11 protein-coding genes are annotated in these 13,018 nt (G+C 75.8%); 7 read left to right on the top strand and 4 right to left on the bottom strand.

Features of this window, described 5'->3' with window-relative positions; all coding sequences use genetic code 11:
- Window positions 1-33: 33 nt before the first annotated feature.
- A complete protein-coding gene (locus ACI79U_RS08125; protein WP_457066512.1) occupies window positions 34-711 on the bottom strand; it encodes an IclR family transcriptional regulator in 678 nt (225 codons plus the stop codon).
- 91 nt (window positions 712-802) lie between these two features.
- Here ACI79U_RS08125 and leuC point away from each other — a divergent pair, with 91 nt between their 5' ends.
- A complete protein-coding gene (gene leuC / locus ACI79U_RS08120; protein WP_457066510.1) occupies window positions 803-2,227 on the top strand; it encodes a 3-isopropylmalate dehydratase large subunit in 1,425 nt (474 codons plus the stop codon).
- Window positions 2,228-2,232: 5 nt separating this feature from the next.
- The gene (gene leuD, locus ACI79U_RS08115; RefSeq protein WP_457066508.1) at window positions 2,233-2,838 is read left to right on the top strand and encodes a 3-isopropylmalate dehydratase small subunit; all 606 of its coding nucleotides are present in this window, start codon (window positions 2,233-2,235) and stop codon (window positions 2,836-2,838) included.
- Window positions 2,839-2,989: 151 nt separating this feature from the next.
- Here leuD and ACI79U_RS08110 read toward each other — a convergent pair whose 3' ends face one another.
- From ACI79U_RS08110 to cofC, 3 genes are read right to left on the bottom strand one after another with little or no spacing between them, the layout of a single operon-like run.
- On the bottom strand, window positions 2,990-3,973 hold the full coding sequence (locus ACI79U_RS08110) for an NUDIX hydrolase (protein WP_457066506.1): 984 nt from the start codon (window positions 3,971-3,973) through the stop codon (window positions 2,990-2,992).
- Window positions 3,957-6,032 (bottom strand): RNA degradosome polyphosphate kinase, encoded by a 2,076-nt coding sequence (locus ACI79U_RS08105; RefSeq protein WP_457066504.1) that lies wholly within the window; start codon window positions 6,030-6,032, stop codon window positions 3,957-3,959. Before ACI79U_RS08105 ends, ACI79U_RS08110 begins: the two co-directional genes overlap by 17 nt.
- Before the next feature lie 14 nt (window positions 6,033-6,046).
- Window positions 6,047-6,700: a 2-phospho-L-lactate guanylyltransferase gene (gene cofC, locus ACI79U_RS08100; RefSeq protein WP_457066502.1), complete on the bottom strand. Its 654-nt coding sequence runs from the start codon at window positions 6,698-6,700 to the stop codon at window positions 6,047-6,049.
- A 195-nt stretch (window positions 6,701-6,895) separates the two neighbouring features.
- Between cofC and ACI79U_RS08095 the strand changes: the two genes are divergently transcribed.
- From ACI79U_RS08095 to ACI79U_RS08075, 5 genes are all read left to right on the top strand, one after another.
- Window positions 6,896-8,326 carry a serine hydrolase domain-containing protein gene (locus tag ACI79U_RS08095; protein ID WP_457066500.1) on the top strand — a complete coding sequence of 477 codons (1,431 nt, stop codon included), beginning with the start codon at window positions 6,896-6,898 and terminating at the stop codon, window positions 8,324-8,326.
- Window positions 8,323-9,915 (top strand): amidohydrolase, encoded by a 1,593-nt coding sequence (locus tag ACI79U_RS08090; protein WP_457066498.1) that lies wholly within the window; start codon window positions 8,323-8,325, stop codon window positions 9,913-9,915. The genes ACI79U_RS08095 and ACI79U_RS08090 overlap by 4 nt, the downstream gene beginning before the upstream one ends.
- A 49-nt stretch (window positions 9,916-9,964) precedes the next feature.
- Window positions 9,965-10,765, top strand: coding sequence for a lysophospholipid acyltransferase family protein (locus tag ACI79U_RS08085; RefSeq protein WP_457066496.1), 801 nt, complete (start codon window positions 9,965-9,967; stop codon window positions 10,763-10,765).
- Window positions 10,762-11,757, top strand: a complete 996-nt coding sequence (locus tag ACI79U_RS08080; RefSeq protein ID WP_457066494.1) for an NAD(P)H-dependent glycerol-3-phosphate dehydrogenase — start codon at window positions 10,762-10,764, stop codon at window positions 11,755-11,757. The genes ACI79U_RS08085 and ACI79U_RS08080 overlap by 4 nt, the downstream gene beginning before the upstream one ends.
- 67 nt (window positions 11,758-11,824) lie before the next feature.
- Entirely contained in the window at window positions 11,825-12,997 is a 1,173-nt protein-coding gene (locus ACI79U_RS08075) for a cystathionine gamma-lyase (protein WP_457066492.1), read from the top strand.
- Window positions 12,998-13,018: the final 21 nt, after the last annotated feature.

The raw sequence follows: 13,018 nt of genomic DNA, 5'->3' as shown, positions 1-13,018 counted from the left end.
TGGTACGGAACTACGTAGTAACGATCCAGCGTCTCAGCGGGCGGCGCGGGAGATGGTCAGCGCCGCGTCCAGCACCGCGGCCACCACCTCCGGGCTGGGCCGGCGGCCCAGTCGCTCGATCGGGCCGGAGATCGACACGGCACCCAGCACGCCGCCGGTGCCGTCGCGCACCGGTGCGGACAGTGACGCCACGCCGGGCTCCCGTTCGGCGATGCTGTGCGCCCAGCCGCGGCGGCGGACGTCGAGCAGGGTGCGGGCGGTGAAGCTCGCCGAGGGCAGCAGCGCGGTGACCTCGTCGGCGGGGGCGAACGCCAGCAGGGCGTGCGCGGCCGAGCCGGCGGTCAGCGGGAGCCGGGCGCCCACCGGGACGGTGTCGCGCAGCCCGCTCAGCCGTTCGGCCGCGGCGATGCAGACCCGGCTGCTCCCGTCGCGCACGTAGAACTGCGCGCTCTCCCCGGTCGCGTCGCGCAGTCCGGGCAGGTGGCGGCCGGCCAGGTCGGCCAGGTCCGCCCCTCCGCGACCCAGCTCGGCGAGCGCCGGGCCGGGCGCCCACGCGCCGCCGGCGGTGCGCCGCAGCAGGCGGTGCCCCTCGAGGGCGGTGGCCAGCCGGTGGGCGGTCGCCCGGGGCAGACCGGTGCGGGTGACGAGCTCGGCGAGCGTCGCCGGGTCGTCGGTCACCGCACGGAGGATCGCCACTGCTTTGTCCAGCACGGCAACGGGGTTAGGCTGTCCCACGCAGCAATACTCGCATCCCAGTGGGTGAGACGGTCAAGCACCGTCGCCCGATCGAGGAGGACGCACCGTGGGCAGGACCCTGGCGCAGAAGGTGTACGAGCAGCACGTCGTGCGGCGGACGGCGGGGGAGCCCGACCTCCTCTACATCGACCTGCACCTCGTGCACGAGGTGACCAGTCCGCAGGCCTTCGACGGGCTGCGGGCCGCCGGGCGCACCGTGCGGCGGCCGGACCTGACCATGGCCACCGAGGACCACAACGTCCCGACCCTGGACATCCTGTCGCCGATCGCCGACCCGATCTCCCGTGCGCAGGTGGACGCGCTGCGGCGCAACGCCGCCGAGTTCGGCATCCGGTTGGCCCCGATGGGCGACCGTGACCAGGGCATCGTGCACGTGATCGGTCCGCAGCTGGGGCTCACCCAGCCGGGGATGACCATCGTCTGCGGCGACAGCCACACCTCCACGCACGGGGCGTTCGGGGCGCTGGCCTTCGGCATCGGCACCAGCGAGGTCGAGCACGTGCTCGCCACCCAGACACTGCCGCAGCTGCCGGCCAAGCAGATGGCGGTCACCGTCGACGGCGAGCTGCCGCCCGGCGTCTCGGCCAAGGACGTCATCCTCGCCGTCATCGCCCAGATCGGCACCGGCGGCGGACAGGGCCACGTCATCGAGTACCGGGGCAGCGCGATCGAGGCGCTGTCCATGGAGGCCCGGATGACGATCTGCAACATGTCGATCGAGGCCGGCGCCCGCGCCGGGCTCATCGCCCCGGACCAGACGACGTTCAACTTCCTGCAGGGGCGCCCGCACGCGCCGCAGAGCGCCGACTGGGACGCCGCGGTCGAGGAGTGGCGGACGCTGCGCACCGACGACGACGCCGTCTTCGACCACGAGGTGCACATCGACGCCGCGTCGCTGACCCCCTACGTCACCTGGGGCACCAACCCGGGCCAGGGGCTGCCGATCGACGCCAGCGTGCCCGATCCGGCGCAGATCGCCGACGAGAGCGAGCGCCGGGCCGCCGAGTCCGCGCTGGCCTACATGGGCCTGACCGCCGGCACCCCGCTGCGCGACATCGAGGTGGACACCGTCTTCCTGGGCTCGTGCACCAACGGCCGGATCGAGGACCTCCGGGTCGCCGCGGCGCTGCTGAAGGGCAAGCGGGTCGAGGGGAACACCCGGATGCTCGTCGTCCCCGGCTCGGTGCAGGTGAAGCTGCAGGCCGAGGCCGAGGGGCTGGACCAGGTCTTCCTCGACGCCGGCGCCGAGTGGCGCGGCGCGGGCTGCTCGATGTGCCTGGGCATGAACCCCGACCAGCTCAAGCCCGGCGAGCGCGCGGCGTCGACCAGCAACCGCAACTTCCAGGGCCGGCAGGGCAAGGGCGGGCGCACCCACCTGGTCTCCCCGGCGGTCGCCGCGGCCACCGCGCTGACCGGCCGGCTCACCGCCCCGGCCGACCTGTCCGACGCCCCGATCCCCGCTGGAGTCTGACCGACATGGACGCCTTCACCACGCACACCGGCACCGCCGCCCCGCTGCGGCGCAGCAACGTCGACACCGACCAGATCATCCCGGCCGAGTACCTCAAGCGGATCACCCGCACCGGATTCGAGGACGGGTTGTTCGTCGCCTGGCGCACCAACGAGCCGGACTTCGTGCTCAACCAGCCGCAGTACGCCGACGCCTCGGTGCTGGTCGCCGGCCCCGACTTCGGCACCGGCTCCTCCCGCGAGCACGCGGTCTGGGCGCTGCTCGACGGCGGGTTCCGGGTGGTCATCAGCTCCCGGTTCGCCGACATCTTCAAGAACAACTCGACCAAGTCCGGGCTGCTCACCGTGCTGATGGCGCAGCCGGACGTCGAGGGGCTGTGGGCCGCGATCGAGGCCGACCCGGCGACGGCGGTGACCGTGGACCTGCGCGCCAAGCAGGTCACCTACGCCGACGTCACCGTGCCGTTCGAGATCGACGACTACACCCGCTGGCGCCTGCTGGAGGGGCTCGACGACGTCGGGCTCACCGAGCGCCACCTGGACGACATCACCGCGTTCGAGGCCCAGCGCCCGGCGTGGAAGCCCAAGTCGCTCCCCGCCCTGCCCGCCTGAGGAAGGACCCGCTCTCCCCCCGCTCCCGCACGCTGACGGCCCCGCTGCAGGGGCCCGCCGCGAGCGTCACAGGCCCCCGTCAGGGCACCGCCCCGAGCGTGCGGGGGGCGGGGGGAAGGGGGTCCTTCCAGGGGGGCAGCGGGGTCCTTCGTCAGCTGCTGGCGGCGGCGACCCGGCCGGCGGCGCCGGTCGCCCGGCCCGTGGGGGCCGCCGGGTCGGCGCTGAAGTCCCGGTAGTAGTCGGCGGCCAGCCGGCCCGGCCGGCCGGCGAGCGCCCACACGCTGCCCTTGGCCGCCGGGGGCCACAGCGCGCCCGCCGTGCCGTGCCAGCGCACCCCCAACGACAGCAGCACCGAGGGGATGGCCCCGCCCTGGCTGCAGACGACGGTCACCCCGTCGGCGGGCGCGTCGGTGGTCAGCAGCCGTTCGACGACGGCCAGCCCCGCCTGCGGGTCGGCGTCGAACCCCTCCTCGCCGAGCTCGGGCACCTCGCCCACCGGCAGCCCCAGCTCCTCGGCCAGCGGCGTCACGGTCTCCCGGCAGCGCAGCGGCGGCGCGGTGAGCACGCGGGCCGGACCGAACGCCGGCAGCACCGCGGCCAGGGCGTCCGCCTGCCCCCGACCCCGGCGGTCCAGCGGCCGCTCGTCGTCCGGGCCGTCCCAGTCGCCGCGCTCGCCGGCCGACGCGTGCCGGATGAGCAGCAGCTGCGGCATCCGCGGGACGTCGGTGCGCGCCAGGTCCTCGAGCACCGCGCGGTCGTGGTCGTGGGTGACCAGCCGGCCGGCGTCGGGCAGCGACAGCCAGCGCAGCTCGTCGACCTCGTCGTTGGGCACGAAGTCCCCGCCGGTGGCCCGCATCACCCAGTAGTCGACCCGCTTGGGGCCGCTGCGGTGCTCGTAGCGGGTCTGCACGCTGCGCCGGCCGACGACGGTGCGCAGGCCCGTCTCCTCGTCGACCTCCCGCACCGCGGCCAGCAGCGGGTGCTCCCCGGGGTCCAGCTTGCCCTTGGGCAGCGACCAGTCGTCGTACTTCGGCCGGTGCACCAGGGCGGTCTGCAGGGCCCCGTCGGGGCCGTGGCGCCACAGGGCGCCGCCGGCGGCCGGGATCAGCGGGGCGGCCTCAGGCAGCGTGCTCACCCCGCCCGGTGAGCAGTTCCAGCTGGTGGTCGCGCTCCCCGGTGGGGGTCCAGGTGCCGTCGGCGGACAGCTCCCAGCAGCGCACGTCGGGGGCCAGCGCCCGGTCGAACACCTGCTGCAGCTGGCGCTGCGCGGCGGGGTCGTTGACCCGCAGCAGCACCTCCACCCGGCGGTCGAGGTTGCGGTGCATCAGGTCGGCGCTGCCGATCCACCACTCCGGCGACTCGTCGTTGACGAAGCTGATGGCCCGCGAGTGCTCCAGGAAGCGGCCCACGATCGAGCGCACCCGGATGTTCTCGCTCAGCCCCGGCACGCCCGGCCGCAGCGCGCAGATGCCGCGGATCAGCAGGTCGATCGGCACCCCGGCCAGCGACGCCTCGTAGAGCGCGTCGATGATCTGCTCGTCGACCAGCGAGTTCACCTTGACCCGGATGCCCGAGGGGCGCCCCTCGGCGGCGTGCCGGGCCTCGCGGCGGATCCGCTCCACCAGCCCGGTCCGGATGCCCCGGGGCGCCACCAGCAGCGACCGGTAGGTGGTCTGCCGGGAGTAGCCGGTGAGGGTGTTGAACAGGTCGGTGAGGTCGGCGCCCACCCGCGGGTCGGCGGTGAGGATGCCCAGGTCCTCGTAGATCCGGGCGGTCTTGGGGTTGTAGTTGCCGGTGCCGATGTGGCAGTACCGGCGGATCACCCCGTTCTCCATCCGGACCACCAGCGCCGTCTTGCAGTGGGTCTTCAGGCCCACCAGCCCGTAGACGACGTGGCAGCCGGCCCGCTCCAGCGAGCGGGCCCAGCTGATGTTGGCCTCCTCGTCGAACCGCGCCTTGATCTCGACCAGCACGACCACCTGCTTGCCGGCCTGGGCCGCCTCGATCAGCGCCGAGACGATCGGGGAGTCGCCGGACGTGCGGTAGAGGGTCTGCTTGATCGCGAGCACGTGCGGGTCGGCGGCGGCCTGCTCGATGAACCGCTGCACGCTGGTGGCGAAGGAGTCGTAGGGGTGGTGCACCAGCACGTCGCCCTCGCGCAGCGTGGCGAACACGCTCTTGGGCGTCTCGCCCTCGCTCAGCCGCGGGTGGGTGGCCGGTACGAACGGCTCGTCCTTGAGCTCGGGCCGGTCGAGGTCGTAGAGCTCCATCAGCGAGGCCAGGTCGAGCAGCCCGGGCACCGACACGACGTCGGCCGGGCTGATCTCCAACTCGGTGACCAGCACGTCGAGGATCTGCGGGTCCATCGTCGCGGTGACCTCCAGGCGTACCGCCGGCCCGAACCGGCGCCGGGCGAGCTCTCGCTCCAGCGCCTGCAGCAGGTCCTCGTCCCGGTCCTCCTCGACCTCCAGGTCGGCGTTGCGGGTGACCCGGAACAGGTGGTGGTCCAGCACGTCCAGCCCGGGGAACAGCTGGCCCAGGTGGGCGGCGATGAGGTCCTCCAGCGGGAGGAACACCGACGTGGCGTCGTCGCGGTGCCCCCCGCTGGGCCCCACCGGGATGAACCGGGGCACGTTGTTGGGCACCTTCACCCGGGCGAAGCGGGGCGCGCCGGTGTCGGGGTCGCGGACGGAGACCGCCAGGTTCAGCGACAGCCCACTGATGTAGGGGAAGGGGTGCGCGGGGTCGACCGCCAGCGGGGTGAGCACCGGGAACACCTGGTCGCGGAAGTACTCGCGCAGCCGCATCGCGTCGGTGTCGGCGAGGTCGGCCCAGTGCAGGATCCGGATGCCGTGCTCCTCCAGCAGCGGGGTGACGTCCTTGGTGAAGACGCCGCCGTGCCGGTGCATCAGGTCCTGGGTGCGCTCGGTGACCCGGGCCAGCTGCTCGCGGATGGTCAGCCCGTCGGGGGAGCGGACGGTGAGCCCGGTGCTCTGCCGGCGCTTGAGGCCGGCGATCCGGACCATGAAGAACTCGTCGAGGTTGCTGGCGAAGATGGAGAGGAACTTCACCCGCTCCAGCAGCGGCAGGCTGTCGTCCTCGGCCAGTTCGAGCACCCGGGCGTTGAAGTCCAGCCAGGAGAGCTCGCGGTTGAGGAACCGGTCGGCGGGCAGCGTCGGGGCGGCGGCAGGCACGGGTCGATCCTGCCTCACGGAGGTGACCAGGAGGTGGCCGAGAGGAGTTCGGTGCTGTGCGGCCCCAGCCCGAGCCGTCCGGCGGCCCGCAGGTCGGCAGGCGTGTCGACGTCGCGGCGCAGCCCCGGCCAGCTCCCGCCCAGCGGGACGGCACCGCTGTCCGCGTGCGCGGTGGCCGAGCCCCGACCGAAGCGCGGGTCCAGTGCGGCGCCGGGGGCCGCGCACAGCAACGTGGTCCCGGTGCCCGCGGCGTCGGCGACGAACGCCCGGGGGTGCGCCGCCGCCTCCTGCAGGGCGGCGGTCAGCTCCGCCGGGCGCAGCGCCGGCAGGTCGGAGGAGAGCGCCGCGACGGCGGCCGTGCCGGTCCGCCGGGCGTGCGCCGCCCCGTGCACCAGGGCGGCGTTGAGCCCGCGGTCGGGCTCGTCGCCGACGGTGGCCGCCCCCAGCGCGGTGACGACGGCGGCGGCCCGCGGCTCGTCGGTGACCACCAGCACCCCGGTCACGTCGGGCGCGGCCAGCGCGGCGGCGACGGTGTCCGCGAGCAGGGCCAGCACCAGCTCCGCGTGCCGGGCGGTCGCATCCGCGCCCAGGCCGGTGGTCAGCGGGGTCAGCCGGGTCTTGGCCGACGCCAGCCGCTTGGCCGGCACGACCACGGACCACTGCTGCACCCGGCCATGTGAGCACACCACCTACCGTGCACACCCGTGGACCCGTCGCCGCCGGCGCGGGACGTGTGGTCGGCGCTCGGCGCCGCGCGGACGCTGACCGGGTGGCTCGGCGTCCGGATCGCGGTTCGAGAAGACCGCTGAGGGCTCGTGTGGTGGGCTGCTGCGGACCGTCCCCGTCCCGAGGAGCGCCCGAGGATGAGCACCACCCCCGACCGGACCGCCGACGTCGCCACGGCGGCGGCGCCCTACCTGGAGTCGTGGCTGGAACACCAGCGCCGGCGCGGGCGGGTGCCGGGCGTGCAGGCCGCCGTCCGGGTGGGTGGCCGGCTGGTGCTCGACGTCGCGCTCGGGGTCGCCGACGAGACCACCGGGGCGCCGCTCACGCCCCGGCACCTGTTCCGGATCGCCTCCCACTCCAAGACCTTCACCGCCACCGCGGTGCTGCAGCTGGTCGAGGCCGGGCGGCTGCGGCTGGACGACCCGGTCGGCCGGTGGGTGCCCGACCTGCCCGCGGCCGTCGGCGCGGTCACCGTCCGGGAGCTGCTGGGGCACCAGTCCGGCCTGCTGCGCGACGGCCGGGACAACGACTTCTGGCAGCTGCTGCACGCCTTCCCCGACGCGCCGCGGCTGCGCGAGCTGGTCGAGGGCGCCGACGCCGTCGTCTTCGGGCGCAACGAGCACTTCAAGTACTCCAACGTCGGCTACTCCCTGCTCGGCCAGGTCATCGAGGCGGTCACCGGCACCGGCTACGCCGAGCACGTGCAGCGCGCGGTGGTCGATCCGCTCGGGCTGGCCGACACCGGTCCGGAGTGGGACCCGGTCCGCGCGGCGGAGTACGCGGCCGGGCACACCGCACTGCTGGAGGGGGAGCTGACCCGGCTGCGCATCCCGCACGTGGACACCCGGGCGATGGCCGCCGCCACCGGGTTCTGGTCCACCGCCCGCGACCTGTCGGCGTTCTTCGCCACCCACGCGACCGGCGACGAGCGGCTGCTGCCCGAGGCGGCCAAGCGGCTGATGCGCCGGCCGGAGTCGGAGATCCGCGCCCACGGGCAGGAGGCCCGCTGGTACGGGCTGGGGATGGACCTGGCCACCGTGGGCGAGCGCCGGCTGGTCGGCCACAGCGGCGGCTACCCGGGACACATCACCCGCACCTGGGTCGACCCGGAGGCCCAGGTGGTGGTCAGCGTGCTCACCAACTGCCTCGAGGGCCCGGCCGACGTGCTCGCCCGGGGCCTGTTCGGGCTGATCGACCTGGCCCTGGCCGCGCCGGTGGACGCCGCCGGTGCGGGCTCCGCCGGCGCCCCCACCGACCTCAGCCGGTTCGCCGGCCGCTTCGCCAACCTGTGGGGGGTCACCGACGTGGCCCTGCTCGGCGGCCGCCTGGTGCTGCTGCACCCCGGCTCGCCCACCCCCGCCGAGGAGCACCTGGAGCTCACCGCCGTCGACGGCGCCACCCTGCGCCAGGAGCCGGTGGCCGGCTTCGGGTCGGCGGGGGAGCCCGTCGAGTACGAGTGGGCGGACGACGGCGCCGCCGCCGCGGTCCGGATCGGCGGCATCACCTCCTGGCCGGTGGCGGAGTTCCGCGCCCGGCGCGCCGCGCAGGTGGCCGGGGAGCCGGCGTGAGCGGGCTGCTGCTGCGCCGCGCCCGGCTGGGCGGTCGCCGTTCCCCGGCCGTCCGGGACGTGCTCGTCCACGACGGCCGGGTGGTGGCGATCGCCGACGAGCTGCACGCCGCCACCCCGGGACTGGACGGGTGGCCCGGCGACGGCGCCCCGCCGGAGGTCGTCGACCTCGACGGCGCCGTGCTGCTGCCCGGGCTGCAGGACGCGCACGTGCACCTCGGGCAGTGGGCCGCGGCCCGCCGGCGGATCGACGTCTCCACCGCCGGCTCCCCGGAGCAGGTGGCCGCCCAGATCGCCGCGGTGCTGGCCGCCGCCCCGCCGGCCGAGGGCGCGGTCGTGGTCGCCCAGGGCTTCCGCGACGCGCTGTGGAGCACGCCGCCGGACGCCGCGACGCTGGACGCCGTCCTGCCCGGGCTGCCGGTGGTGGTGGCCAGCGGGGACATGCACACGGCGTGGTGCAGCACCGTGGCCGCGCAGCGGCTGGGGGTACGTACCGCCGACGGGGTGGTCCGGGAGCACGAGGCGATGGAGGTCGTCGCCGCCGCGGAGTCCGCCGCCCCCGCCGAGCGGGACGAGTGGGTGCTGGCGGCCACCGACGCCGCGGCCGCCCGCGGGGTGACCGCGGTGGTCGACCTGGAGTTCGACGACCTGGTCACCGCCTGGGCGCGGCGGGCGGCCCTGCGCCCGGGTGGTCCCGCGGTCCGGGTGGCCGCCGGCGTCTACGTCGGCCGGCTGGCCGGGGTGCTGGCCGCGGGGCTGCGCAGCGGTGACCCGCTGCCGGGGGTGGCCGACCCGGTCGCCGCCGACCGGCTGCGGCTGGGCCCGCTCAAGGTCTTCGTCGACGGGTCGCTGGGCACCCGGACCGCGTACTGCTCGCACGCCTACCCGGGGATGACCGGGCCCGAGGCGCACGGCGTGCTGCGCACGCCGCTGGCCGACCTGGAGCGGCTGCTGCGCCGGGCGAGCTCGGCAGGGCTGGACCTGGCGGTGCACGCCATCGGCGACCGCGCCACCGCCGTGGCGCTGGACGGGTTCGCCGCCGCGGGCGTCCGCGGCCGGATCGAGCACGCCCAGCAGGTGGTCGAGGCCGACCTGCCACGCTTCGCCGAGCTCGAGGTGGTGGCCAGCGTGCAGCCGCGGCACGCGGTGGACGACCGGGACGCCGCCGACCTGCACTGGGCCGGCACCACCGGCTCGGCCTTCCCCTACGCCGCGCTGGTCACCGCCGGCGCGGAGCTGGTGCTGGGCTCCGACGCACCGGTCGCCCCGCTGGACCCCTGGGACGGGATCGCCGCCGCCGTGCACCGCTCGCTGGACGAGCGGGCCGCCTGGCACCCCGAGCAGCACCTCGACCTGGCGGTCGCGCTGCGCGCCGCCAGCGGCGGCCGGACCGCGGTGCGGGTGGGCGACGTCGCCGACCTGGTGGTGGTCGCCGAGCCCCCGGCCGCGGTGCTGGCCCGCGACGGCGCGTCCGGGCTGCGCCGGACCGAGGTGCTCGCCACCCTGGTCGGGGGCCGGTTCACCCACCGCGACGGCGCGCTGGCCCAGGGCCGCGTGCGCACCGCCGGGGGCCGGGAGGCACGATCATGAGCTGGGTCACCAGCGCGGCACGCGCCGGCCCCGGGACAGGAGGGTGCACGTGTCGCAGGACGAGGGGTCCCCGGACCGCGGGCCGGCCCGTGCCCGCCCACCCCGGCGGGTGACCCGCCGGCCGGTGCCGTTCGCGCTGTGGCTGTGCGTGCTCGTCGTGTACCCGGCGGCCTCGCTGGCGTTCCGGCTGCGGTACCGGCACGGCGACCGGATCCCGCTGACCGGCGGGGTGCTGGTGGTGGCCAACCACGTCTCGGTGCTCGACCCGCTGGGCTGTGCCCGGCTGGTCTGGGACGCCGGGCGGACGCCGCACTTCCTGGCCAAGGACGCGCTGTTCCGCGGGCTGGCCGGCGCCATCCTGCGCGCCGCCGGGCAGATCCCGGTCTCCCGCGGGTCCAGCGCCGCCGGCTCTTCGGTGCAGGCGGCGAAGGAGGCCCTGGACGCCGGTGCCGTGGTGGTGATCTACCCGGAGGGCTCGGTCACCCGCGACCCCGACTGGTGGCCGATGCAGGCGCGGACGGGGGTCGCCCGGCTGGCGCTGACCACCGACGCGGTCGTCCTGCCGGTGGCCCAGTGGGGGCCGCAGCGGGTGCACGACTACCACGCCCGGAAGCTGCACCTGCGGCTGCGCACCCCGGTCGACTACCAGGTGGGGGCGCCGGTCGACCTCTCCGCGCAGCGGGCCGACGTGCAGGCCGGGCGGGCGCTGAGCCCCGAGCTGCTGCGCGAGGTGACCGACCTGGTGATGACCCGGGTCCGCGACCAGCTCGGCGAGGTGCGCGGGCAGACCCCGCCGACCGCCTTCCACCCCCGCCCGGCCCGCCGTGCGCTGCCCGGGAACGCGGCGTGACCCGGGCCGCGGTGCTCGGCGCCGGCTCGTGGGGCACCACCTTCGCCAAGGTGCTGGCCGACGCCGGCAGCGCGGTGACGCTGCACGCCCGCCGTCCCGAGCTGGCCGCGGCGATCGACGGCACCCGGGAGAACGCCGAGTACCTGCCGGGGGTGCGTCTGCCCGACGCCGTGCGGGCCACCAGTGACGCCGCCGAGGCGCTGGCCGACGCCGACGTCGTCGTGCTGGCCGTGCCCAGCCAGACGCTGCGGCGGAACCTGACCGGCTGGGTGCCCCTGCTCCCGCCGGACGCCACGCTGCTGTCGCTGATGAAGGGCGTGGAGCTCGGCACCACCAAGCGGATGAGCGAGGTGATCTGCGAGGTGACCGGCGCCGGCGCCGACCGGGTCGCCGCGCTGTCCGGGCCCAACCTGGCCCGGGAGATCGCCGAGGAGCAGCCGGCCGCCACCGTCATCGGCTGCACCGACACCGGGCGGGCCGAGGCGCTGCAGGTGGCCTGCCACACCCGCTACTTCCGGCCCTACACCAACCCCGACCTGGTCGGCTGCGAGCTCGGGGGCGCGGTGAAGAACGTCATCGCGCTGGCCTGCGGCATCGCCGAGGGGCTGGGCTACGGGGACAACACCCGGGCCTCGCTGATCACCCGGGGCCTGGCCGAGACCACCCGTCTCGGGCTGGCGCTCGGCGCCGACGCCGCCACCTTCGCCGGGCTGGCCGGGCTCGGTGACCTGGTCGCCACCTGCTCCTCCCCGCTGTCGCGCAACCGCACCTTCGGCGAGCACCTGGGCCAGGGCATGTCGGTCAGCGAGGTCGAGCAGATCACCCGGCAGACCGCCGAGGGGGTCAAGAGCTGCCGGTCGGTGCTGGACCTGGCGCGGGCGCACGGGGTCGACGTGCCGATCACCGAGGCCGTCGTCCGGGTGTGCCACGAGGGCGAGGCGGCGGGCCGGATGGTGCGGGAGATGATGTCCCGCGAGGCCAAACCCGAATGACGCTGCCCGAATGACGCTGCCCGAGTAGACCTCCGGGTCGCTGCCGCACACCCGTGGAGGACTCCCCGTGACCACCCCTGACCTGCCCGCCGGGCTCGGTGACGGCACCCGGCTGGTGCACGCCGGCGACGACCCGGCGGTGCCGGGCACCCCGCTCCGCCCGTCCCCGGTGTTCGCCGCGCCGTACCACCTCGGTGACGAGGCCCCCGGCTGGCAGGGCGCCGACGGCTACGCCCGCCCGGACAACCCGACGCTGCGGGTGTTCGAGCGCGCGGTCGGCGAGCTGGACGGCGGCGACTGCCTGTCCTTCGCCACGGGGATGGCGGCGATCAGCTCCGCCGTCCTGGCGCTGGTCGGCCCCGGTGACCGGGTCGTGCTGCCCTCGGACGGCTACTACGCCACCCGGGTGCTCGCCCGGGACGAGCTGGCCCGGTTCGGCGTGCGGGTGGAGCTCGTGCCCACCCTGGAGATCGCCGACGTCGCCGCCCGCGGGGACCTCGACGGCGCCCGGCTGGTGCTGCTGGAGACCCCCAGCAACCCGCAGCTGGACGTCTGCGACATCGCCGCCGTCGCCCGGGCCACCCAGGCGTCGGGCGCGGTGCTGGTGGTCGACAACACCACGGCCTCGCCGATCGGGCAGCGCCCCCTGGCGCTGGGCGCCGACGTCACCGTGGGCTCGGACACCAAGGCGCTGACCGGGCACAGCGACGTGCTGCTCGGCCACGTGAGCACGGCCCGCACCGAGCGGGGCCGGGAGCTGCACACCCGGATCGCCGCCTGGCGCAAGACCACCGGCAACACCCCCGGGGCGTTCGAGGCCTGGCTGGCGCACCGGTCGATGGGCACCCTGGACCTGCGGCTGGCCCGGCAGGCGGCCAACGCCGCCGCGCTGTCGGAGCTGCTGGCCGGGCACCCGGCGGTCCGTGGCGTCCGGTGGCCCTGGCGACCGCAGGACCCGTCGTACGCGCTGGCGACCCGGCAGATGCTCCGCCCCAACGGCGTGGTCTCCGCCGAGCTCGCCGACGAGGCCGCGGTGGCGCACCTCGTCCGCAGCAGCCGGCTGATCGCGGCCGCCACCAGCTTCGGCGGCATCCACACCACCGTCGACCGGCGGGCCCAGTGGGGCGGGGACGCCGTGCCGGCGGGCTTCGTGCGGTTCTCCTGCGGCATCGAGGACACCGCCGACCTGGTCGCCGACCTCGAGGCCGGCCTCGCCGCGCTGCCCGCCGTGGCCGGCTGAGCGCTCGGCTAGGGTCGGCGG

It is taken from the genome of Modestobacter sp. SYSU DS0904 (assembly GCF_054051115.1).
Note: the sequence above shows the minus strand (reverse complement) of the source record. Positions and strands in the feature narration are given on the sequence as shown.